Raw genomic sequence first — 22,033 nt, 5'->3', positions numbered from 1 at the left:
GCTTGTTGTCGCTACAAGCGACAACAAGCACACCCCCACCTAGGGGCCCTCCAGGGGCTGTGACCCCCTGTTCCCGCTTGTCGCTTGTAGCGACAACAAGCGACAAGCAACCACACACCGTAACCGTCAGGCGCCCGGACAAGCGCAGCCCACCACGGCTTTTCAGCCCGGCGCAGACGGCCGTCCCTTCCACGGCCCCGGCGCCTGAAAAGCCGTCCTTCTCGTCTTACTAGAGAGTTGAGGGAAGATAGCGTCCGCAGCGTCCGCCGGCTATCTCTCACTCCTTCTGACCTGCACTGTTTCTGTGGACGCTAAACAAAATGTTTAGCGTCCGCTAGTGTCCGCAGCGTCCGCACACGCACCACTACTAAGAGCCGTTTTTGCACAGGTCAGGGCGGCTCTTAGTTGCCGGCGGGTTGCGGACGCTGAGCCCGGAGTGGCGCAGCAGAAGAGACCACCCGCGTGCGGCGAGGTGGTCTCTTCAACATCACGGGCGGGCCCGGGCGACGGCGCTTGGGCCTGCCCGTCGGCCGCGCGCGAGCGCAGCGAGCTGCCAGGGGCCGCGCGGCCGTAGGCCGCACCTTCTATCTCCTGTCTTGCTGGGTCGCTTCATCAAGCGCCTTCAGCACTGAATTAGGGTCGCCGTTGTACACGAGGTGTGGTTCGTCCGGCTCCGGAGGTTCAAACCGGGTTCGGTAGCGGAGCAAGTCACTTTCGGCGAAGTAGATGGAGTTTGGGTCGGCCTCATGGTGAGCATTCCGTTTGCTCACACGGGCCCAGAGTTCTTCGTGACTCGCCTCTAGGTAGACGAGTACCGTGCTCGCGCCCGCCTCCGTCGCGATCGAGTGCCAATGAGCACGGTCGTTGGGTGTCCAGAACCCGTGGTCAACCACCACGTCATGCCCGGCGCGGAGTTGCCCGCGGAGTTCGTCGGAGATCTCTTCTAGGACCGGTCGTTCCAGGGTCGGAAAGACGCCCCGAGGGAAATCAACTCCGTACACGCCGTGTCGGTGGAACATCTCTTCGTCGGGACACAGCCTGACAAAGCCTATGGATACGAGCGCACGGGACAGAGTCGTCTTGCCCGACCCGGGGAGTCCCGCCATCAGGACGCAGAACGGCCGGCGGGCGCCGTTGGTGGCGGTCACGCGGTGACTTCCGATTCCGTCCGCCAGGTACGCCCGGGGCCCCCAAGGTCGACCCCGTACTCCACAACCTCGCCGTCACTGTCGACGAACTTTGCCGTCATCACCACTACCGGTTCAGCAGGCGGCTTCACGGGGTCCAGCTCCAGGAGTTCGGCATCCTCCGGCGTCAGCACGCGCGCAGACGCGGTGTCGATCCGATGCGTGATCGGTCGACCGGTGGCCGCGGCAATGAGCTGTAGCGAAGTGCCTCCAGTGAGACGCTCGCCCTTCGCCAACTGCGGGATCAACTTCTCATACCGGGCCGGAATCCATGATGTCGAGTGAGCGACGATGCCGTGCCGGTCGCGATACACACGACGTCGCCTGATCACATCCGAGCCGGGCTTGATGTTGAGCGCTTGGGCCACGTCTCGGGGTGCCGACACTACTGCCGCTTGGTGGGAGTCGGACCGTTCGCCAGATCCCCAGCTAGACCCGGTGCGGCGTCCGCGATCCTGGCGCTGGGCTCCCGAGGACATCGGGGCAGGCCGGTCTAGAACCTCCGTCCCGATTCCGTGAATCCCCCTGACCAGTCCCTCATTGCGAAGCTTCGCCAACGCCTTTTCGACGGTGGCAGTGCTGACCTGCCACTCCTTCGCGATGCTCTTGATGCTTGGTAGGAGAGAGCCCGGCTGTAGTGCGCCGGACGTGATCAGTTCCGCGTAGTGGGCGGCAATCTGCGCGTACGGCGCTCGGTTGTCGGCCTGATCCGACATCTCGCGTGCTCCCTTGTCTCAGTGGATGCCATCCCTACTGTACCCCTTGACACCCTAGGGTGCCCTAGGGAACCTTAGGGATGTGCCCGCCGGTCGGATCGGTCGATCGGAGACGGTCTGTCCGGCGTGCGCTGTACCGCGAAAAGGCCTGGTCACGCCAGGAAAAGCAAGGAGCGGCCTCCACCGCCAAGCAGATAGCCGCTCCCTGACCCTCGAAGGGGCTCATCCATCATGCCCGGAGTCGTTGCGGAACGGACGAACGAGCAGGTCACGCGTCAGGGCAATGGTCCCGGTGGGCGCCGGTTACGTCAGGGGGAGGACATCCCGTTGACGGCTGCGCAGTCGCAGCGCCTCGCCGCTCTCTACGAGCGCCACGGTGCCCACCTGGTCGGCTACGCACGGCGCAAGCTGATCAGCTACGGCTTCAGCTTCGCGGCGGCTGAGACGCTGGCGGAGGACATCGCCCAGAACGCGTGGCTTGAGGTCTCGCGGACGGGTGCGAAGGACTTGCTTCGCGCGGAGCCGCTGAGTGAAAGTGACACGCGATTCATCCTCTACGCACGGGTGAAGACGCAGCTCGGGAAGCACTTCAAGCGTTCGTCCTCGTACGAGCGGCCCATGGACTTCAGTGACCCGATCACCTGCTACGTCCTGGCCCCGATGGTGGAAGGGCAGTGCCCCCTTGCGGACCCGTCCGAGACCCTCTTGCGGCTGGTTGCTGACCTCCCCGAACGGGAGCGGGAGGCGCTGCTGGCGCGGTTGGACGGCTGCCCCGCCCTGATCGTGGGCGAGCGTCTGGGGTGCAGCCTGGCGACCGGCAGTCGGCTAGTCGAATCGGCACTGCTGCGGATTCAGATGTGCCACCCGGAGGTGGCTCGCGAGCCGGTCACGCTGGAGTCCCTTCCGGCCTGGCAGCGCGAGGCGCTGGCCACGCTGGACGACGCCCAGCGTGACGCGCTCCTGCGCATCGACGACTTCCCGCGGCAGGTGCTGCTGCTGCACCTGAGTGAAGGCCTGGAAGCCAACGCGATCGCTGCGCGACTGGGTGTCGACCGCATGGCAGTTCGGTCGGCGTACGGCTGCCTGACCTCCATCAAGACACCCGAGAAAGCTGCTGCACGCGGAATCTTCCGGGAGAAGGGGGCCGCTGCCCGCGACCTGGCGAACACACTGCGCGGCGAGGTGGAAGCGCTGGCACCGGGCGAGCGGGTACCGCCCGAACGCGACCTCGCCGCCCGCTTCAGGTGCTCCGCCAAGACCGTGCGCGCCGCGATGAAGACGCTGCGTGCCGAGGGTCTGGTCACCCTGATCCGTCCGTACGGGTTGTTCCGCGCGACGGCAGCCCGTGATCTGGCGGTCGCAGCATGAGCCGCCGTCCACCGCACCTGAACGCGGCTCGGCGGCGAGCCCGCAAGCAGCAGCTCGCCGCCCGCGACGGCGCACACTGCTACTACTGCCGTCGCCCTTTCCTGGACCTGCGGGAAGCCACCGCCGACCACATCGCACCAGTGAGCGTGTGGCGCTCCTGGTCGGTGTCCTCTCTCGTGTTGGCCTGCCGATCCTGCAACGAGGCCAAGGCCGACCGCTTCCCGCTCTTGCTCGCCCTCCTGCTGTCTTCGACGCCCGTCAACGACGCTTCGACGCCTGTCGACACGGAGGGCGGCGTCACGGCCCTCATCAGCGTGACGGCCCGCGTCACGCCCGGCGTCACGGCTCAGATCGACGCCGACTCGGTACCCGTCGACCGGACGGCCGACGGGGGATCGACGCCCGTCAACGCCGGCGCGACGCCCGTCAACCTGCTCGCTGTGTGGTGCCTGCTGGCCCGGCTCGCTCACGCCCACCAATCGGTGTTCACGGCGGTGTGGTCGGCCGATTCAAGCGACGGCGAGTCGACCCCTGACCTTTATGAATCGACCTGCCACGGCCGTCGCACGCGGCGGCCGTCGGCCCGACCCGTCTGCCTGCGAACGACCCGTCCTGTGCGGAAGTGTTCAGGGCCGACCGGAGAGGCGGTCCCCGCGTGAACATCGTGAACACTCCCGTGAACGGATCGGCCCGCGCTGTGAACAGCGTGAACGGGGCCGTGAACACCCCGGGCGCACACCCCTCCGCCCGTACGGATCGGGCACCCGCACGGGTCCCGCACGGCGCGGGTGACGACAAGAAGCCGTCAGCCGCCTCCCGACTGGTCGCCCTCGCGCGCGAGCAGTACCGGTTCGTGATGTCCCCGGACGGCCGCCCGTACGCGGTCGCCATCGACGGCCCGAACATCGCGCTGCCGCTGCGGAACAAGGGCGGACTGCGCCAACGGCTGGCCCGCCAGTTCGCCGACGCCTACCCCAGCGAGGTGGCCTCACAGTCCGCCCTCGCGGACGCCATGACCGTGCTGGAAGGCATCGCGGAGGACACCGACCCGGTACCGGTGCATCTGCGAGTGGGGCGCGACCCCGCCGGCGCAATCGTGGTCGACCTCGGCAGCGCGGACGGACGCGCGGTCGTCGTGACCGGCGTCGGCTGGCAGGTGGTCGACCGGGCCCCGGTGCTCTTCCGCCGCTCCGGCGCCATGGCCCCGATGCCGCCCCCGGTGCTGGACGGTGACGGACTGGCCAAGCTGCATGCCCTGCTGAACATGGACACGGCCGCGTTCCACCAGCTCGTTGCCTGGCTGGTCGCCGCGTGGATTCCGGACATCCCGCACCCGGCCGTGGTCTGCAAGGGCGAGCAGGGCACGGGCAAGTCCAAGGCCGCACAGATGTTCATCAACCTCATCGACCCGTCCCCGGCCGCCAAGCGCAGCCAGCCCCGTGACGAAAAGGCTTGGTCACGGCAGGCGTTCAGCTCATGGGCGCTGTGCCTGGACAACATCAGCACCATCCCGCCATGGCTCTCCGACACCCTGTGCAAGGCTGTGACCGGCGACGGCGTGGTCGACCGCGCCCTGTACACCGATGACGACGTGGTGGTCCTCACCTTCAAGCGGGTGCTCGCCCTGACCACCATCGACGCGGGAGCGCTCGCCGGGGACCTCGCCGAACGCGTCCTCATGCTCGACTTGCAGCTCATCGATTCCGAGCACCGCCGCTCCGAAGAGGAGTTGGACGCCACCTTCGAAGCGGTACGGCCGGCCGTGCTCGGGGCCCTGTTCGACGTGCTGGCCTGCGTGCTCGCGGTCCTGCCCGCGGTGCGGCTGGAGTCCATGCCGCGCATGGCCGACTTCGCCCGCGTCTTGGCGGCCGTCGACCAGACGCAGGGCTGGAACACCCTGGACGACTACCTCGCCACCTCCGCGAACGTCGCCACGGACGCGATGGAGGGCGACCTGTTCGCCATGGCCATTGCCCACCTGGTGGAGCAAGCAGGCACCTGGCAGGGCACCGCCGGGCAGCTGCTCGAAGCCCTGCCCACCCCGTTCGTCCGGCCGAAGAACTGGCCGGCAGACCCCACCCGCGCGAGCGGACGCGTCAAGCGGCTCGCCCCGCTCCTGCGGTCCATCGGGGTCATGGTCGACGACACGCAGCGTAGCCGCGACCGAACCCGACACCGACTCCTCACGCTCACCCGCGCACCCGACGAAGACGACTCAGCGTCCGCACCCGAACAGGCCTCCCTCTGGCCGGAGGTGGCCCGACCGGGGCACCTTGAACCCCCGCCCGACCAGCACTGACGTAGCCGGACAACCCGCCGGGCCGGGCCGCACACCAGCGGCCCGGACACGTCCAAGCTGCGGACGCTACAGCTGTCCAGCGTCCACAGCGTCCGCACTAGCGTCCACACCCCTTGCCCCCGCTGGCCTGCACCAACGCGACCGTGCGGACGCTAGGACGCTGCGGACGCTGCGATACACCAACTCTCTAGGACGGCGACCGGCACCACTCCCACGCACCGCACCCCGGACACGAGGAGTCACCACCGCCATGGCCACCCCCGAGCACACCGACCCGCGCGCCATCCTGCGCGACGGCCTCCCGGACCGCTACCTCACCCCTGAAGACCTGGTCACCATGTTCAGCCTCCCGAGCGTCGAGACCGTGTACCAGTGGCGCCGCAAGCGCATCGGCCCGCCCGGCTTCCGCGTCGGCCGTTACCTCCGCTTCAACCCCGCCGCCGTACGGGAGTGGGAGGCGGAACGGACCGCTATCACCGACGCGGCCTGACTGTACGAACGCGGCCTGAGGTAGAGCCCTCCCGCTCTACCCGAGCCCGTCGGTCCACCCGGCGAAGGGCGTACTCGCCCCGCCCTGCCCATCGCCGCCGGGTAGGGGGCCCTCTACCTCGGTAGAGGGGCAGGTAACGGCCGCTGACCTGCCCGGTAGAGGGGCAAAGGGGGCGCCGCCCACGGGGAGGCAACCCCCCCCCAGGGCCGGGGAGGAGGGGAGAACTCCCTGACTCCCTCCCTGACCCGCATCCCTCCACCTGATCAGCGCAGATGCCCTCTCAGGGAGGCAGGGAGGCACACCTCCAGCACCCCCGAAAACCCCCTCCAGAGGCCACCCGAGCCCCTGTCACAGCCTCCCTGAACCCCGCCAGAGCCCTGCTACCGGTAGCACCCCGACCCGCTACCGGTAGCAGCCCCGCTAGCACCCCAAACCCCCAGTGATCAGGCCCATAGCGAGTAGCGGGCCTGGCCCGGCACACCCCTAAACCGGCCGGACGGACGCCACCAGGCCCCGCCGTGCCCTGCTACCGAGAAGGGAGTCAGCCCCCATGGCTGGCCACATCCAAGACCGCTGGTACAGGACCGAGACCGGCCCGGACGGCAAGACCGTTCGCGTCAAGACCGATCGGCACGGCACGGGCATGCGCTACCGGGCCCGGTACGTCGGCCCCGACGGCACCGAGAAGTCCAAGAGCTTCCCCGACGGCAAGAAGCGGCTTGCTGAGAAGTGGCTCAGCGCCATCGAGACGGACATGACGCGAGGTCAGTACACCGACCCCAAGTCCATGCAGATCACGTTCCGGCAGTATGCCGACAAGTGGTTGGACACCAAGACGCCCAGTGTGATGACCCGGAAGGAACTCGGCCGGCGGCTGCGGCTGCACGCCTACCCGGTGCTCGGCTCCCGACCGATCGGGACGTTCCGGCCGGAGCACATCCGGGAGTTCGTTGCCGCCCTGGAAGCGAAGCCCGGCGTCGGCCCCTCCTACGCCCGGAACATCTTCGCGGACGTTCAGGGGGTCCTGTCTGCCGCTGTCGACGACACGCTGTTGTCGCGCAACCCCTGCGGTGCGCGCACCGTTCGGCGTCCCAAGCCTGACCCGCATCCCGTGGTCCCGTGGGTACCCGACCACGTGTTCGCCGTTCGCGCGGCCCTTCTGGATCGGTACCAAGCGATGGTCAACGTCGGGGCCGGATGCGGGTTGCGGCAGGGCGAGGTGTTCGGGCTGGCTGAGGATGCCATCGACGCCGATGGGCGCACGCTCCACGTGGTCCGGCAGATCAAGCACGTTGAAGGGCGGCCGGTGTTCGCGCTCCCCAAGGGCGGCAAGAGGCGGGACGTGCCGTTGCCTGACTCCGTGGCGGACGCCCTCCGGGCGCATATGGACGCCTTCAAGCCCGTGGAGATCACGCTGCCATGGGACGTACCGGAGGGGCCGAAGGTGTCCGCCCGGATGATCTTTACGGCTGAGCAAGGGGGCATGGTGTGGCGCAGCAACTTCAACGGCAAGGAGTGGAAGCCCGCTCTGGCGGTCGCTGGCCTCATCCCGCCGGAAACGGATGAGAACGGCAAGTACGAGGCGGCGCGCGAGCACGGCATGCACGCCCTCCGGCACTTCTACGCCTCTGCGCTGTTGGACGCGGGCGAGAACATCAAGGCCGTGAGCGAGTACATGGGGCATGGTGACCCGGGGCTGACCCTGCGGGTGTACGCCCACCTGATGCCCGACAGTCGCAGGAGGGCCCGCCGCGCCATCGACACGGTGTTTCAGGGCGCACCGCAGGAGGATCACAACTCCTAGACGTCCCAGTGAAGCACGGGCAGTCTTTGCCGGAGCTAGTCCGTGGCACCCGCCGTGCAGCAGATCGCACGGCGGGTGCCGGTCGCAGCAGTAAGGTGGCAGGGCTGTCTGCTGCGACTTTGTCTGTTCCTGGCAGGGATCAGACGCGTTGCCAGACGACGTATCCGACGATCGCCAGCACCGAGAAGGCGCTGCCGATCAGGGCACGTGTCAGCAGGATGGCGATGTAGCGGACGGTCCGGGAGGTCTCCTTTACGACGGCCCGGACCGTCTGCCCCTGTTCAGAGATGTGCCGCTCTAGCATTGGCACATAGATCAGCTCCTTTTCTCGGTTGGTTGGAGCCCAGACAGGCAGGAACCCCGTGCCGATCACCGCGAAACTTCCATCCCGCAGCACGAACATGTCGGGACAGACCTCGCGGCTGAGACTGCATCACAGTCGTGGAGGATCTCCGACTCGACGGATGACCTTGCGGACTGTGCGTTGTTTTGAAGCACGGGTCGCTGCCCCTCGCAGGGTGTTTGGGCTCCTCGGTGAGGGACAACATACGGCTTTCCGGACCCTGATGGCTGCCAGTGCCAAGAGCCGTACCCACGGCCCACAATTCGTCCAGGGCACGGCCCACGCCAAGAGCCGTACCCACGACCCACCACTCGTCCGGGGCATCCGCTAGTTCTGCAGACTTGAACAGCACCTCCTTGAGATGCCCGCGCTCGACGACTGCGAAAGTGCTCTGTCTGCCCTCACCTCTGTGTTGCTTCGGCATTTCCTAGGAAGATCACGGCCCACAGACGGCCCAGTGAGGCCCGGACAGCTCTTGAACTGCGCCTATGTGCAGGTCAGGGGTCGTTTCCTCGATAGAACCCTCTGAAGTTCCTCAACTCTGCTTTGGCCCGCCGGGCGCGAGGGCATCCCCCTCTCACGCACGGATCCCGTGCACGGAGCGAGAGCCCACGGGGGGCCGCTTCGGGGGAACGAAAGGGGGGTGGCGCCATGGTCATCGGCATCATCCTGGCGGTTGGGTGCATCGTGCTGGTCGGGGCCTTCGTGGCCGCGAACCGGAAGGGGAGGAAGGCCGTACGCAGGTCCGGAGGCGGGGGCACGCGTTCCCGGCGCACCGGCAGCAGCAGCAACAGCTGGTGGGCCGGCGGCGCCGGCAGTGCCGGCAGTACGGCGGTCTCGTGCGGCAGCGGTTCGTCGGGCGGGCACCACGGGGGACACCACAGCAGCCACTCGTGCGGGGGCGGTTCTTCGTGCGGAGGCGGGTCCTCCTGCGGGGGCGGGTCCTCGTGCGGTGGCGGCGGCGGATGCGGCGGAGGCAGCTGACACGGGGCAGCCGAGCTCCTCAGGGGAGCCGCATCCGGAACGCAGTGAAGTGCCCGTCGGGGAACGGCTTCCGGCGGGCACTTCCGTGCTCCGGGCGTACGCCGTGGTTGAACAGTTGAGCTGTGAAGCCCTCGGGGGGATGGAAACCCTACGAAGTTGGGTAAAAACGCTGTGGCGGCGCCATAGTTCATGATTCCCTCTACATCACCAAAGCAGCCCTCGGACGTCCTTCCTGACGGGCTGACCGGGCCGTTCTCCCGGCGCCGACCGGGTGCGCCGGACCTCCCCCCACCTCCCTTAATGCGTGCTAGCGGAGCCGACCCATGCTCACGACCCTGAACACCGCCTACACCGACACGCGCGCGGCAGACCTCGCCTGGGCCCTGGGGCGCGAACCGCTCCCCGCGCTCGCCACCCTCGACCTCGAACTCGCCGGAGCGAGACTTCAGTTGCGGCTCCTCGGCGCGTCGCACCAGGTGCTCCTCGATGAGGAGCAGGGCAGTTGTTCGGAGACGGTCGCGTGCATCTCCGGCAGCAGCACGCCCCTCCCGCTCGGCGTGGCGAAACGGCTCGGCGACTGGGAGTACGAGTTCGCGGCCCGCGTCGAGACCCTCTCCCACGGCTCCTTCGCGGGCCGCGCCCAGGAGTTGCTGGCCCTCGTCTCCGACCACCCCAACGGACTCGCGGGTGTCTTCCCCGGCAGCCCCCACGCCTTCACCGCGATGCTCGCCCAACGCCACGAGGGCCAGGTCCACTGGCGCACATGGCACGCGTATCCGCAGGACGGCCAGCTGGTCGCGACGCGCACGCGGGTGGGGGTACGGCAGTTGAGCCCGTCCGGCGGATTTCTCAGCCCGTCCGGCGTTTGAGGACGAGGCCGTTCAGGCCGATGGCGGGGGTCTGGGGGCGACAGCCCCCAGGAACACAAACCCCGAACGCCCAACAAGCCCACGTTTCCACACGTGTGGGTGACGAAGCGCAGCGCAAGCGTGACGTAGCGTTCCCAAGGTGATCGAACCGCACGCGCCTGCTCCACCCGGCGCGCCGCCGTCCTGGGGCGTCCAGGGCCAGGCGCGGCTGCCCGTCAGTCCGGGCATCGGACGGTTCCTCGTCCTCGCGGGAGTGTTCGTCTGCGCGGCCTGTGGACTTGTGTACGAGCTCGAACTGGTCGCCCTCGCCTCGTACTTGATGGGCGACTCGGTCACCCAGGCGTCCGTCGTCCTGTCCGTGATGGTCTTCGCGATGGGCATCGGCTCCCTCGCCGCGAAACGGCTGCGCCCGCGCGCCGCGGCGGGGTTCGGCGCGGTCGAGGCGGCGCTCGCGCTGGTCGGCGGATGCAGCGCGATGGCGCTGTACGCGGTCTTCGCGTGGACGGGGGACTGGAGCGGGCTCTGGGCTGCCGGCTCCCGTTACCTCCTGGTCGCCTTCTCCCTCGCCATCGGCCTGCTGATCGGCGCCGAGGTCCCGCTGCTCATGGAGCTGATCCAGCGCATCCGCCGCCAGGACGCGGGCGGCGCGGTGGCGGACCTCTTCGCCGCGGACTACGTCGGCGCGCTCGTCGGCGGCCTCGCCTTCCCCTTCCTGCTGCTGCCGCTGCTAGGCCAGGTGACGGGCGCGCTGCTCACCGGCACGGTCAACGCGCTCGCCGGCGGCGCCCTCGTACTCGGCCTGTTCCGGCGGGATCTGACCCGGCGCGGCCGCTGGCTGCTGCTCGTCGCCAACCTCGTCGTCCTCGGGGTGCTCGCCGCCGCGGCCGTCCTGGTCGACGACTTCGAACGGGCGGCGCGACACGCGGTCTACGGCGAGAACGTACGGGTGGCGCTGCAGAGCGGCGTCCAGGAGGTCGTCCTGACCGGCGGCACGCACGGCAGCCCCCTCGACCTCTTCCTCGACGGCCGCCTGCGGGTCAGCGGCCGGGACGAGCGCCGCTTCCACGAGGCGCTCGTCCACCCCGCGATGAACGGGCCGCACGCGCGCGTGCTCGTCCTCGGCGGCGGCGACGGCCTCGCGGTCCGCGAGGTGCTGCGCCACTCGGGCGTACGCCGGGTCGACGTGGTCGAACTCGACGCGGCCGTGATCGGGCTGGCGCGCCACGACCCGGCGCTCTCCCGGCTCAACGGGCATGTGTACGACGACCCGCGCGTCCATGTCGCCGTGACGGATGCCTTCCGCTGGCTGCGCGGCGCCCACTCCACGTACGACGTGGTGATCTCGGACCTGCCCGACCCCGGCATCACGGCGAGCACGAAGCTCTATTCGCAGGAGTTCTACGGCCTCGCGAGCCGCGTGCTGGCGCCGGACGGACGGCTGGCGGTGCACGCGGGGCCGGTGGCGACCCGGCGGCGGATCTTCTGGACGGTCGACGCGACGGTGCGGGCGGCCGGACTGCACACGGTGCCGTACCGCGTGGGCGGGCGTGACATCGGCTTCGCCGCGGGCCCCGACCGCACGGCGGGCGCCTCCCGCGCCCCGCACGACTGGGGCTTCCTTCTCGCCGCCGCCACTCCCCCGGTCCTGGGCCTCGACCCGGCGGCCCCGCCCCCGCGCACCCTGACCCGGCCGGGGCTGAACGCGGACGTCCGAGCGGCCTCCCGCACCCGCATCACCGGCCTGGCGCCCTCCACGCTGGTGCATCCGCGGTACGCCGACTGAGGCGGAGCCCGGTTTCGGCCAGGGAATCGCGTCATTGACAGGTGCGGTCCGGGCCGTGCTGGGTAGGCTCGGCTGACATGGAGCATGAGGTGTTCGTTCCGGTTCCGGTCGAGCGGCTGCGGGAGGCGCTGGCCGATCCCGCACGGGTGGCCAGGGCGGTTCCCGGCCTCCAGCAGGACGCGGGCACGCCGCCCGTGTCCGGCCGGCTGAAGGTCCGCATCGGCGGCCACACGATCACCTACCGCGGTGCGGTGCGGGTCACTGCGCACGACGACGACACCTACGCCGTCGAGGGCGACGCGACGGAGGCCCGCGGCAGCGGCTCGGTCAAGCTGGCCCTCTCGCTACGGCTCGCCCCCGCGGACGGCGGCACGACGCTCGCCTTCGGCGGTACGGCGACGGCGGACGGCCGGGTGACGGAACTCCCGCCGGACGCGGTGACATCGGCGATGACGCGGCTGCTGAACCGTTTCGCGGAGGCGCTGGGGGGTGGGGCGGAGGAGAAGCGGCCGGGCTCCGAACCCGAGCCGCGACAGGGCACGGACGCGGCGCCCGAACCGACCCCCGAAGCGACCCCTGAACCCGCCCCGGAAGAGCCCTCCTCCCCCTCCGTCTTCGAGACCGAGGTTCCTCCGCCGTCCCTGGAGCAGGAGTTCGGTGCGGAATTCGGCGACGCGGAGGAGTCCCTGGGCGGGGCCCCGCTGCCCGGGGAGCGAGCCGATCCGATGGCCGAGGCGGCGCACGCCCGGCGCACGATGATCGGTCGCAGCGCGGAGGAGGTGGACCACGCGCCGCCGCGGGGCCGCTACGCCCCCGTCCCGGCTCCGGAGGCCGCCGCCGCCCGCGCCACCCTCCGCTGGGCGGCCCCCGCCGCGGCCCTCGCCCTCGCCTCCGCCATCGCCGTAACCCGAGCCCTGCGCAAACGCCACTGATGCCGGCCCCAGGGGTGGGTGGGCACGATTGCCCGCAGTGACGCGGCCCGCAGTCGCCCACCGGCACGGACCCGGCCCCCAGCGTGCGTCACCCCCGCCAGTAAGGTCAGGGCGTGAGTAACGAAGACATCACGCTGACCGCGGGTGACGCGGAGGTGACCGTGCTGCCGGAGAACGGCGGCCGGGTGGGCAGTCTGCGAGTCGGCGGCGTCGAACTGCTGCGCCAGGGCGAGAAGTTCGGCTGCTTCCCGATGGTCCCGTGGTGCGGACGCATCCGCGAAGGCCGCTTCCTGGACGGGGCCGTCGTACGGCAGATGCCCCTCAACTCCCCACCGCACGCCATCCACGGCACCACCCGGGACGGCGCCTGGACCACCGCCCGCACCACCGCCACGGAAGCGGTCATCACGTACGACCTCGTCGCCCCCTGGCCCCACCCCGGCCGCGTCACCCAGGTCTTCGCCCTGACACCGGACGCCTTCACGCTCACCACGTCCGTGGAGACGTACGGGGACTCGTTCCCGGCCCAGATCGGCTGGCACCCCTGGTTCAACCGGAACCTCGGCACCGGCGAGGACGTCCTCCTCGACTTCACCCCCGCCTGGCAGGAGGAGCGCGGCGACGACCACCTCCCCACCGGCAAGCGCGTCGACCCGCGCCCCGGCCCCTGGGACGACTGCTTCGCAATGCCCGACGGAGTCGACGTCACGCTCACCTGGCCCGGGCAGCTGGAGCTGAAGGTGGCAGCCCGCGAGCAGTGGGTCGTCGTGTACGACGAGCAGGAGGCGGCGGTGTGCGTGGAGCCGCAGACCGGCCCGCCCAACGGCCTGAACACCCACCCCCGCCTGGTCACACCGATCGAGCCGCTGGAAGCCACGACCACCTGGAGCTGGCGCCGCCTCTAAGCTGATGCGCATGAGTGATGACGTACGCGGAGCACTGCTGCAGCAGATCAAGGACAAGGCCGTGGTGCACGGCAAGGTGACCCTTTCGTCGGGTCTTGAGGCGGACTACTACGTCGACCTGCGCCGCATCACCCTCGACGGCGAGGCCGCGCCGCTGGTCGGGCAGGTGCTGCTCGACCTGACCGCGGACCTCGACTTCGACGCGGTGGGCGGCCTGACGATGGGCGCCGACCCGGTCGCCGCGTCGATGCTGCACGCGGCCGCCGCGCGAGGGCAGAAGCTGGACGCCTTCGTCGTCCGCAAGGCCGCGAAGGCGCACGGCCTGCAGCGCCGCGTGGAGGGCCCCGAGATCAAGGGTCGCCGCGTCCTCGTCGTCGAGGACACCTCCACCACGGGCGGCTCCCCGCTCACCGCCGTGGAGGCCGTGCGCGAGGCGGGCGCGGAGGTCGTCGGCGTGGCGACGATCGTCGACCGGGCGACCGGCGCCGACGAGAAGATCCAGCAGGGTGCCGGAGTCCCGTACCTCTTCGCGTACTCCAAGGACGAGCTGGGCCTGGACTGACGCAGTAGAGCGCCCCGGCCCGGGCACGGACCGGGACATGGGCCGGCGCACGGGCTGAGGCAGCAGGGACCCCTGGGGCGGGCGGCTCCAGGGGTTACCGACCAGTCCCTGACACCCTGGCCGGAGCATCCGGCCACGTCTGGAAAGATGGGGCCGACGATGACGTCGCCCCCCTAGGTCAGGGCCGTAAGCAGAACGCCACCCGCACATACAAGGAGCGGTCAGATGCCCATCGCAACCCCCGAGGTCTACAACGAGATGCTCGACCGGGCGAAGGCAGGAAAGTTCGCCTACCCGGCCATCAACGTGACCTCGTCCCAGACCCTGCACGCTGCGCTGCGCGGCTTCGCGGAGGCGGAGAGCGACGGCATCATCCAGATCTCCACGGGTGGCGCCGAGTTCCTGGGCGGCCAGCACAAGAAGGAGATGGTGATCGGCGCGGTCGCGCTCGCCGAGTTCGCGCACATCGTCGCCGCCAAGTACGACATCACGGTCGCGCTGCACACGGACCACTGCCCCAAGGACAAGCTGGACGGCTACGTACGTCCACTGCTCGACATCTCCGCCGAGCGTGTCGCCAAGGGCGAGAACCCGCTGTTCCAGTCGCACATGTGGGACGGCTCCGCCGAGACCCTCGCCGACAACCTGGCCATCGGCCAGGAGCTGCTCGCGAAGGCCGCCGCCGCGAAGATCATCCTCGAGGTCGAGATCACCCCGACCGGCGGCGAGGAGGACGGTGTCTCGCACGAGATCAACGACTCCCTCTACACCACGGTCGACGACGCGCTGCGCACCGCCGAGGCCCTCGGCCTGGGCGAGAAGGGCCGCTACCTCCTCGCCGCGTCCTTCGGCAACGTGCACGGCGTCTACAAGCCGGGCAACGTCGTGCTGCGCCCCGACCTCCTGAAGGACCTGAACGAGGGCGTCGCCGCCAAGTACGGCAAGCCGAGCCCGTTCGACTTCGTCTTCCACGGCGGCTCCGGCTCCACGGCCGAGGAGATCGCCACCGCGCTGGAGAACGGCGTCGTGAAGATGAACCTCGACACCGACACCCAGTACGCGTTCACGCGTCCCGTCGCGGACCACATGTTCCGCAACTACGACGGTGTCCTGAAGGTCGACGGCGAGGTCGGCACCAAGTCGAAGTACGACCCGCGCACCTGGGGCAAGCTCGCCGAGGCGTCGATGGCGGCCCGCGTCACCGAGGCGTGCGGCGCGCTGCGCTCCACGGGCACCAAGCTGAAGTAGTACGTCCGGTACGTACGGATCAGGGCTCGGCACCGCGCGGTGCCGAGCCCTTCCGTATGCTCCGGTGTATGGCTGCCCCTCCGCAGGAGTCCCCGGCCGTAAGGATCACGAGCGGCACGGGAAAGTGGATTCTGCTGACCACCGTTCTCGGCTCCAGCATGGCGATGCTGGACTCGACGGTCGTCAACGTCGCGCTGCCGCGCATCGGCCGCGATCTGGACGCGGACCTCGCGGCGCTCCAGTGGACCGTGAACGCCTACATGGTGACGCTGGCCGGGCTGATCCTGCTGGGCGGTGCGCTCGGGGACCGGTTCGGGCGCCGGAAGGTCTTCGTCATCGGCGTGGTCTGGTTCGCCGCGGCCTCGCTGCTGTGCGGGCTCGCGCCCAGCGCGGGCGTGCTGGTCGCGGCGCGTGCCCTGCAGGGCGTCGGCGGGGCGCTGCTCACGCCGGGCTCGCTCGCGCTGATCCAGGCGTCCTTCCATCCGGACGACCGGGCCAGGGCGGTCGGCCTGTGGTCGGGGTTCGGCGGTATCGGCGCGGCGGTCGGCCCGTTCCTGGGCGGCTGGCTGGTGGACGGCCCCGGCTGGCGCTGGGTCTTCCTGCTGAACGTCCCGGTGGCGCTGCTGTGCGCCCCCATCGCCGTACGGCATGTCCCCGAATCCGCGGACGGTCGTAAGCACGGCCGTTTCGATGTCCTCGGCGCGGTCCTCGGCGCGCTGGCCCTCGCCCTGGTGACGTACGCCCTGATCGAGGCGCGCAGCGGTTCCGTGCTGGTCGTGGTGTCGGCGGTCGCGGGCGTGGCGGCGGGCGTCGCGTTCGTGTTCGTCGAGCGGCGCCGGCCCGATCCGATGATGCCGCTCGACATCTTCGCCTCGCGCCAGTTCACCGCGGTGAACCTGGTGACCCTGTGCGTGTACGCGGCCTTCGCGGGCTTCTTCTTCCTCTCCGCGCTGCAACTCCAGGTCGTGGCGGGCTACTCGGCCCTCGGCGCCGGTACGGCGCTGCTGCCGACGACCGCCCTGATGCTGCTGTTCTCCGCCCGCTCGGGCCAGCTCGCCCAGCGCATCGGCCCGCGCATCCCGCTCACCGTGGGCCCGCTGCTGTGCGCGGCCGGGATGCTGCTGATGCTGCGGGTCGGCCCTGACGCGTCGTACGTCGCCGACGTACTGCCCGCGCTGCTGGTGCTGGGGCTCGGCATGGTGACCCTGGTGGCGCCGCTGACCGCGACGGTGCTGGCGTCCGTGGACGCGGGGCGGGCGGGGCTGGCCAGCGGCGTCAACAACGCGGCGGCCCGCGCGGCCGGGCTTGTCGCGGTGGCCGCGTTGCCGCTGCTGGTGGGGATGGGGCCGGAGGCGTACCGGGTGCCGGAGCGGTTCGACGACGCGTTCCGGCGGGCGATGCCGCTGTGTGCGGCGGTCCTCGTGGTGGGCGCGGTGCTTGCGTTCGCGACCGTGCGGCGTCCGGGGGCCGGGTGCCGGGTTCCCGAGTGTCGTACGCATGGGTGTGTGACCGCGCCGCCGCTGGAACGGGTTTCTGGCGGGGCGCGCTGAGGGTCCGGTGCGGTCCCGTGCGGTTCGTTGTGGGTCGGGTCGGGGCCGGCACGTCTTGCCCGTCGCCGCGTGGGCGTACTGCCCGGGAGTCGAGCACGGCGGGACTTGGCGGGCGGCCGGCTACGCGACGGGCAGAGACGTACCGGCACGGACCCTTCCGCCGGATTTCGGCCGCGGGTGCCTGGGGGTGTGCGTCGGGCCGCGGGGTGCGGGGTCTCCGGCCGGCGGGGGCGTGCCGTCGGGCCGTGGGTGTGCGGGGTCTCCGGGGGGCGGGGGGATGGCGCAGACTGGGAGTCATGAGCCTTCACGAGAATCTTCTCGGGGGACCGCCCCCGACTCATCTGCCCGATGACCCGGAGCCGCGCGAGCTCCTCGCGAACGGCGCGGCGCCCGCCGACGTCGCCGCGAAGTACCCCACCTCCTCGCTTGCCTGGGCCCAGCTCGCCGACGAGGCGTTCGAGCGTGGCAGCGTCGTCGAGTCGTACGCCTACGCCCGTACCGGCTACCACCGGGGCCTGGACTCCCTGCGCCGCAGCGGCTGGAAGGGCCACGGCCCGGTGCCCTGGGAGCACGAGCCCAACCGTGGCTTCCTGCGTGCCCTGCACGGCCTCGCCCGCGCCGCCCAGGCGATCGGTGAGCAGGAGGAGTACGAGCGCTGCAGCCAGTTCCTGAAGGACTCCTCGCCGGCGGCGGCCCAGACGCTGGGCTGACACCGGGGTCAGCTGAGGCACGTCAGTGCAGATCCGCCCGGTGTGACCGGGCGGACCTTGCGGACTCGGGGGACGATTGTGGAGGATGCGCGGTGGGGACCGGGGCCCCCGTGTCGAAAACGGCAGGGGCGGACCGCTACCCGGAGTACGCATCGGGAGACAGCGATGTCCCAACAGGCTCAGAACTCTGACGAGACTCAGGAGCCCGAGACCCCGCATCTCGACTTCCACGGAACGACGCCGTACGAGGACTACGTACAGGCGGACGTCCTCACCCACCTCCAGCACACCCGCTCCGACGACCCCGGCGAGATGGTCTTCCTGGTCACCACCCAGGTCATGGAGCTGTGGTTCACCGTCATCGTCCACGAGTGGGAGACCGCGGCGCGGGCCCTGCGCGAGGAGCGGGTGCCGGTCGCGGTGGCGGCCCTGAAGCGGTCCCTGCGCGAGCTGGAGGCGCTGAACGCCTCCTGGCGGCCGCTGGCGCAGCTCACGCCGGCCCAGTTCAACTCCTACCGCTCCGCCCTCGGCGAAGGCTCCGGCTTCCAGTCCGCGATGTACCGCCGCATGGAGTTCCTGCTCGGCGACAAGTCCGCGTCCATGCTCGTCCCGCACCGGGGCGCGCCGCGCGTGCACGCCGAGCTGGAGAAGGCGCTGCACGAGCCGAGCCTCTACGACGAGGTGCTGCGGCTGCTCGCCCGGCGCGGCCACGCCGTCCCGGACGCCGTACTGCAGCGCGATCTGTCGCGCCGCTACGAGCCGTCCCCGGAGGTGGAGGCGGTGTGGACCGCCCTGTACGCGGGCGACGAGAACGACGAACTCGCCCGGCTCGGCGAGGTGTTGACGGACGTCGCCGAACTGGTCTGGCGATGGCGCAACGACCACCTGGTGGCGACCCGGCGCGCGATGGGCGCCAAGTCCGGCACGGGCGGCTCCGCCGGGGTGGCCTGGCTGGAGAAGCGCGCGCAGAAGAACGTGTTCCCCGAGCTGTGGACGGCGCGGTCGCATGTCTGAGCCGAGGGAGAGCGCCGAGCTGCGCACGAGGGCCGAGTCGCTCGACTCGACCGACGAACTGGCCAAGGCGCGCGAGCAGTTCGTCCTTGACGAGGTCGTGTACCTGGACGGCAACTCGCTCGGCGCGCTGCCGGCGGGCGTCCCCGGGCGGGTGGAGGACGTCGTCCGCCGCCAGTGGGGCGAGCTGCGCATCCGCTCCTGGGACGAGAGCGGCTGGTGGACGGCGCCCGAGCGAATCGGCGACCGGATCGCGCCGCTGGTGGGTGCCGGACCCGGCCAGATCGTGGTCGGCGACTCCACAAGTGTCAACGTGTTCAAGGCGGTTGTGGCTGCGGTACGGATGGCCCGGCTTGCGGGGGGAGGGGCAGGGCAGGGGGCCGGAGGCGGCCGGGACGAGGTCGTCGTCGACGCGACGACGTTCCCCACCGACGGCTACATCGCCGAGTCGGCGGCGCGGCTGACCGGCTGCACACTGAGGCCCGTGCTGCCGTCCGAGGTGCCCGACGTCCTGGGTCCCCGCACGGCGGCGGTCCTGCTCAACCACGTCGACTACCGCACCGGCCGCCTGCACGACCTCCAGTCGCTGACGGCCGCCGTGCACGCGGCGGGCGCCGTGGCGGTCTGGGACCTGTGCCACAGCGCGGGTGCCCTGCCCGTCGGCCTGGACGAGCACGGGGTGGACCTCGCGGTCGGCTGCACCTACAAGTACCTGAACGGCGGCCCGGGTTCACCGGCGTACCTGTACGTACGACGCGACCTCCAGGACCGCTTCGACTCCCCGCTTCCCGGCTGGAACTCGCACGCCGAGCCCTTCGGGATGCGACCGGACTACGAAGCCGCGCCGGGCGCGCTGCGGGGCCGCGTGGGCACGCCGGACATCCTGTCCATGCTCGCCCTGGAGGCGGCCCTGGACGTTTGGGACGGCATCCCGATCGAGTCGGTCCGCGCCAAGTCCCTCGCCCTCACGGACTTCTTCCTGGAGTGCGTGGCGGCCTACGTCCCCGAAGGCCGGGTGGAGTCCCTGACCCCGTCCGCCCACCGGGAACGCGGCAGCCAGGTCGCCCTCCGCTGCGACAACGCCGGCGAGGTCATGCAACGCCTCATCGCCCGCGGCGTCATCGGCGACTTCCGCCACCCCGACGTCCTCCGCTTCGGCTTCACCCCGCTGTACGTGGGCTTCGCGGACGTGGAACGGGCGGCGGGGGTGCTGGGGGAAGTTCTGGCGTAGCCGCGTTTCTGCGGTGCGTGTGGCGCCGGGTGGCCGGCGAAGCCGCGTTTCTGCGGGCAATCGTGCCGCCAGGGGCGGCACGGGTGGGCGCAGCGGCACCCCGTAAGCGCCGGGCTGCGTGACCCACCCCCGGCCGGCACCAACACCGGGTGACCGAGCGAAGCAAGAGGGCGCCCGGGGTTTGCCCACCCACCCCGGGTGCCGGGGAACCCCGGGGTACCCGTAGCCCACCCCGGGTCACCGAGAGGCCACGTACACCCCAGCCACCGCCGCGGCCACCGCAGCCTCCGCCGCCCGATCCCCCGCGGCAGCGTCCGGCGCCACCCCGGTGGTGAGCAACAGGTAGTACAGGGGCGCCGACACAGCCCGTACGACCTCGGCGGCATCCGTCCCGGGGGGCAACTCCCCCCGGGCAACCCCCTGTTCGACGCAAGGGGCCCACTCGGCCACCCGAACGTCGTAGAACCGCCGCAACGCCTCCGCCGTACGACCGTCACACGCCGCCGCGGCGATCACGGCCCGGAACAACGCCCCCTGCCGGGGATCCGCGAGCGTCCGCCGCACCAGCGCGGCGTTGGCCCGCAGATCCCCCAGCACGGACCCGGTCTCCACCCGGGGAAGGGACTGCTCGGCCATGTCGCTCAGCAGGTCGGCGACCAGCCCGGTCACCGATCCCCATCGCCGGTAGACGGTGGTCTTGCCGACCTCCGCCCGCCGCGCGACATCGGCAAGATCGAGATGAGCGAACCCCTGCTCGGCGAGCACGTCCCCGGCGGCGTGGAGTACGGCCGCACGGACACGGGCGGTGCGCCCCCCGGGACGGACGGTGCCGGGCTCGGCGGACATGTCGGGCTCCTTCGGAGAGACGGACGGTACCCCGGCAGCGTAACGAAACGGCAGAACCGTTTAACCCTCACCGAGCGTGACATCCGTGTGTCGACGCACGTCACGGGCCTGATACCGTCCCCGCCAACGGCCGAACTCACACCCGGCCCGCCGAACACCTGGTCCGCCAAATCCTTTTCACCGCTGAGAGGTTGGAGCATGCCGGACGACGCCGCAGCCCGCGAGGGAGCCACCCCGGACGACGCCGCCACGCACGGCGACGGCGACGCTGCCGAGCGCCGGGACGCCGCCACCGCCCGCGATGCCGAGGAACAGGCGTCGGTCTTCTCGCACCCGCCCGTCGACCCCGACGTCACCGCCGCGTACGGCGACCACCCCGACCAGGTGATCGACTTCTACGCCCCGCGCGAGCCGGACCCCTCGGTCCCCGCCCCGCTCGTGGTCGTCCTGCACGGCGGCGCCTGGCGTGCACCGTACGACCGCCGGCACATCACTCCCTTCGCGGACTTCCTGGCCCGCCGCGGCTTCGCCGTCGCCAACGTCGAGTACCGCAGGGGCAGCGTGATCCCCGCGCAGGGCGGTGCGATCGCCGCGCAGGGCGGTGGCTCGGGGCCGGTCGCGGGTCGCTGGCCGGACACCTTCGACGACGTCGCGGCCGCGCTCGACGCGCTGCCCGGTCTCGTACGCGAACTGCTGCCGCAGGCCGACGCCCGGCGCACGGTGGTCACCGGGCACTCCGCGGGCGGTCACCTGGCCCTGTGGGCGGCGGCCCGGCACGTGCTGCCCGCCGACGCCCCCTGGCACACCGACCGCCCCGCCCCGCTTCGCGGCGTCGTCGCGCTCGCCCCGATCGCGGACTTCCGGGTCGCCGAGGAGCTGGGGGTGTGCGGGGGCGCCTCCGGCCAACTCCTGGGCGGAGAAGCCAGGTTCGCGGAGCGTCTGCCGTACGCCGACCCGGCGTTCCTGCTCCCCACCGGCATCGCCACGACCCTCGTGCAGGGCCGTACCGACATCGTGGTCCCGGAGGCGGTCGCCGAGGCGTACGCCGACGCGGCGGCGAAGTCCGGCGAGGTGATCGGGCTGACGCTCCTCGAGGACGTCGGCCACTTCCCGCTGATCGACCCGGCCGCGGACGCGTGCGCGGTGGTGGCGGAGGAGATCGCTCAGCTGGCCTGGTAGACGTCTCAATGTGCCT

At 70.7% G+C, this 22,033-nt stretch carries 20 protein-coding genes; 16 read left to right on the top strand and 4 right to left on the bottom strand.

What is annotated here, in order from left to right; all coding sequences use genetic code 11:
* Positions 1-584: 584 nt before the first annotated feature.
* Both ABZS97_RS05810 and ABZS97_RS05805 read right to left on the bottom strand, forming a co-directional pair.
* Complete coding sequence (locus ABZS97_RS05810; RefSeq protein WP_356133969.1) at positions 585-1,148, bottom strand: ATP-binding protein; 564 nt, start codon at positions 1,146-1,148, stop codon at positions 585-587.
* Positions 1,145-1,903: a GntR family transcriptional regulator gene (locus ABZS97_RS05805; protein WP_356133967.1), complete on the bottom strand. Its 759-nt coding sequence runs from the start codon at positions 1,901-1,903 to the stop codon at positions 1,145-1,147. Before ABZS97_RS05805 ends, ABZS97_RS05810 begins: the two co-directional genes overlap by 4 nt.
* Before the next feature lie 327 nt (positions 1,904-2,230).
* Here ABZS97_RS05805 and ABZS97_RS05800 point away from each other — a divergent pair, with 327 nt between their 5' ends.
* The 5 genes from ABZS97_RS05800 (at position 2,231) to ABZS97_RS05780 (ending at position 7,864) form a co-directional block, all read left to right on the top strand.
* Positions 2,231-3,271: a GntR family transcriptional regulator gene (locus ABZS97_RS05800; RefSeq protein ID WP_356133965.1), complete on the top strand. Its 1,041-nt coding sequence runs from the start codon at positions 2,231-2,233 to the stop codon at positions 3,269-3,271.
* On the top strand, positions 3,268-3,930 hold the full coding sequence (locus ABZS97_RS05795; protein WP_356133963.1) for an HNH endonuclease signature motif containing protein: 663 nt from the start codon (positions 3,268-3,270) through the stop codon (positions 3,928-3,930). The genes ABZS97_RS05800 and ABZS97_RS05795 overlap by 4 nt, the downstream gene beginning before the upstream one ends.
* Positions 3,927-5,570, top strand: a complete 1,644-nt coding sequence (locus ABZS97_RS05790; protein WP_356133961.1) for an ATP-binding protein — start codon at positions 3,927-3,929, stop codon at positions 5,568-5,570. Before ABZS97_RS05795 ends, ABZS97_RS05790 begins: the two co-directional genes overlap by 4 nt.
* Before the next feature lie 250 nt (positions 5,571-5,820).
* The gene (locus ABZS97_RS05785) at positions 5,821-6,060 is read left to right on the top strand and encodes a helix-turn-helix domain-containing protein (protein ID WP_356133959.1); all 240 of its coding nucleotides are present in this window, start codon (positions 5,821-5,823) and stop codon (positions 6,058-6,060) included.
* Between the two features lie 550 nt (positions 6,061-6,610).
* On the top strand, positions 6,611-7,864 hold the full coding sequence (locus ABZS97_RS05780; RefSeq protein WP_356133957.1) for a site-specific integrase: 1,254 nt from the start codon (positions 6,611-6,613) through the stop codon (positions 7,862-7,864).
* Between the two features lie 139 nt (positions 7,865-8,003).
* On the opposite strand, the gene ABZS97_RS05775 is transcribed toward ABZS97_RS05780, so the two are convergent.
* On the bottom strand, positions 8,004-8,267 hold the full coding sequence (locus ABZS97_RS05775; RefSeq protein ID WP_356133955.1) for a hypothetical protein: 264 nt from the start codon (positions 8,265-8,267) through the stop codon (positions 8,004-8,006).
* Between the two features lie 1,247 nt (positions 8,268-9,514).
* Between ABZS97_RS05775 and ABZS97_RS05770 the strand changes: the two genes are divergently transcribed.
* The 10 genes from ABZS97_RS05770 to kynU all read left to right on the top strand — a co-directional run bounded on the left by ABZS97_RS05770 (position 9,515) and on the right by kynU (position 19,992).
* Positions 9,515-10,060 (top strand): DUF2617 family protein, encoded by a 546-nt coding sequence (locus tag ABZS97_RS05770; protein WP_356133953.1) that lies wholly within the window; start codon positions 9,515-9,517, stop codon positions 10,058-10,060.
* 139 nt (positions 10,061-10,199) lie between these two features.
* Positions 10,200-11,843 carry a polyamine aminopropyltransferase gene (locus ABZS97_RS05765; protein ID WP_356133951.1) on the top strand — a complete coding sequence of 548 codons (1,644 nt, stop codon included), beginning with the start codon at positions 10,200-10,202 and terminating at the stop codon, positions 11,841-11,843.
* 77 nt (positions 11,844-11,920) lie between these two features.
* Complete coding sequence (locus ABZS97_RS05760; protein WP_356133949.1) at positions 11,921-12,775, top strand: SRPBCC family protein; 855 nt, start codon at positions 11,921-11,923, stop codon at positions 12,773-12,775.
* A gap of 113 nt (positions 12,776-12,888) precedes the next feature.
* A complete protein-coding gene (locus tag ABZS97_RS05755) occupies positions 12,889-13,680 on the top strand; it encodes an aldose 1-epimerase (RefSeq protein WP_356133947.1) in 792 nt (263 codons plus the stop codon).
* A 10-nt stretch (positions 13,681-13,690) separates the two neighbouring features.
* Positions 13,691-14,242, top strand: a complete 552-nt coding sequence (gene pyrE / locus ABZS97_RS05750) for an orotate phosphoribosyltransferase (protein WP_356133945.1) — start codon at positions 13,691-13,693, stop codon at positions 14,240-14,242.
* Positions 14,243-14,467: 225 nt separating this feature from the next.
* The gene (gene fbaA / locus ABZS97_RS05745) at positions 14,468-15,490 is read left to right on the top strand and encodes a class II fructose-bisphosphate aldolase (protein WP_356133943.1); all 1,023 of its coding nucleotides are present in this window, start codon (positions 14,468-14,470) and stop codon (positions 15,488-15,490) included.
* Between the two features lie 68 nt (positions 15,491-15,558).
* Positions 15,559-17,040, top strand: coding sequence for an MFS transporter (locus ABZS97_RS05740; protein WP_356133941.1), 1,482 nt, complete (start codon positions 15,559-15,561; stop codon positions 17,038-17,040).
* A 296-nt stretch (positions 17,041-17,336) separates the two neighbouring features.
* Positions 17,337-17,750: a DUF3151 domain-containing protein gene (locus ABZS97_RS05735; RefSeq protein ID WP_356133939.1), complete on the top strand. Its 414-nt coding sequence runs from the start codon at positions 17,337-17,339 to the stop codon at positions 17,748-17,750.
* Between the two features lie 165 nt (positions 17,751-17,915).
* Complete coding sequence (locus tag ABZS97_RS05730) at positions 17,916-18,764, top strand: tryptophan 2,3-dioxygenase family protein (RefSeq protein WP_356133937.1); 849 nt, start codon at positions 17,916-17,918, stop codon at positions 18,762-18,764.
* On the top strand, positions 18,757-19,992 hold the full coding sequence (kynU, locus tag ABZS97_RS05725) for a kynureninase (RefSeq protein ID WP_356133935.1): 1,236 nt from the start codon (positions 18,757-18,759) through the stop codon (positions 19,990-19,992). The genes ABZS97_RS05730 and kynU overlap by 8 nt, the downstream gene beginning before the upstream one ends.
* A gap of 237 nt (positions 19,993-20,229) precedes the next feature.
* Here kynU and ABZS97_RS05720 read toward each other — a convergent pair whose 3' ends face one another.
* Complete coding sequence (locus ABZS97_RS05720; protein ID WP_356133933.1) at positions 20,230-20,838, bottom strand: TetR/AcrR family transcriptional regulator; 609 nt, start codon at positions 20,836-20,838, stop codon at positions 20,230-20,232.
* 198 nt (positions 20,839-21,036) lie between these two features.
* On the opposite strand from ABZS97_RS05720, the gene ABZS97_RS05715 reads away from it, so the two are divergent.
* Positions 21,037-22,017 carry an alpha/beta hydrolase gene (locus ABZS97_RS05715; protein WP_356133931.1) on the top strand — a complete coding sequence of 327 codons (981 nt, stop codon included), beginning with the start codon at positions 21,037-21,039 and terminating at the stop codon, positions 22,015-22,017.
* Positions 22,018-22,033 lie beyond the last annotated feature (16 nt).

Source organism: Streptomyces sp. NPDC005485, assembly GCF_040606085.1.
Classification (GTDB): domain Bacteria; phylum Actinomycetota; class Actinomycetes; order Streptomycetales; family Streptomycetaceae; genus Streptomyces.
The sequence above is the reverse complement of the archived record's forward strand: the minus strand, read 5'-3'. Positions and strand labels throughout refer to the sequence as shown.

Bases quoted from the DNA above. Each gene is read 5' to 3' on its own strand.
- ABZS97_RS05780 (WP_356133957.1), top strand. From the start codon at position 6,611: ATGGCTGGCCACATCCAAGACCGCTGGTACAGGACCGAGACCGGCCCG.
- ABZS97_RS05805 (WP_356133967.1), bottom strand. From the start codon at position 1,903: ATGTCGGATCAGGCCGACAACCGAGCGCCGTACGCGCAGATTGCCGCC.
- kynU (WP_356133935.1), top strand. From the start codon at position 18,757: ATGTCTGAGCCGAGGGAGAGCGCCGAGCTGCGCACGAGGGCCGAGTCG.
- ABZS97_RS05720 (WP_356133933.1), bottom strand. From the start codon at position 20,838: ATGTCCGCCGAGCCCGGCACCGTCCGTCCCGGGGGGCGCACCGCCCGT.
- ABZS97_RS05740 (WP_356133941.1), top strand. From the start codon at position 15,559: ATGGCTGCCCCTCCGCAGGAGTCCCCGGCCGTAAGGATCACGAGCGGC.
- ABZS97_RS05775 (WP_356133955.1), bottom strand. From the start codon at position 8,267: ATGTTCGTGCTGCGGGATGGAAGTTTCGCGGTGATCGGCACGGGGTTC.
- fbaA (WP_356133943.1), top strand. From the start codon at position 14,468: ATGCCCATCGCAACCCCCGAGGTCTACAACGAGATGCTCGACCGGGCG.
- ABZS97_RS05715 (WP_356133931.1), top strand. From the start codon at position 21,037: ATGCCGGACGACGCCGCAGCCCGCGAGGGAGCCACCCCGGACGACGCC.
- ABZS97_RS05770 (WP_356133953.1), top strand. From the start codon at position 9,515: ATGCTCACGACCCTGAACACCGCCTACACCGACACGCGCGCGGCAGAC.
- ABZS97_RS05795 (WP_356133963.1), top strand. From the start codon at position 3,268: ATGAGCCGCCGTCCACCGCACCTGAACGCGGCTCGGCGGCGAGCCCGC.
- ABZS97_RS05760 (WP_356133949.1), top strand. From the start codon at position 11,921: ATGGAGCATGAGGTGTTCGTTCCGGTTCCGGTCGAGCGGCTGCGGGAG.
- ABZS97_RS05785 (WP_356133959.1), top strand. From the start codon at position 5,821: ATGGCCACCCCCGAGCACACCGACCCGCGCGCCATCCTGCGCGACGGC.
- ABZS97_RS05730 (WP_356133937.1), top strand. From the start codon at position 17,916: ATGTCCCAACAGGCTCAGAACTCTGACGAGACTCAGGAGCCCGAGACC.
- pyrE (WP_356133945.1), top strand. From the start codon at position 13,691: ATGAGTGATGACGTACGCGGAGCACTGCTGCAGCAGATCAAGGACAAG.
- ABZS97_RS05735 (WP_356133939.1), top strand. From the start codon at position 17,337: ATGAGCCTTCACGAGAATCTTCTCGGGGGACCGCCCCCGACTCATCTG.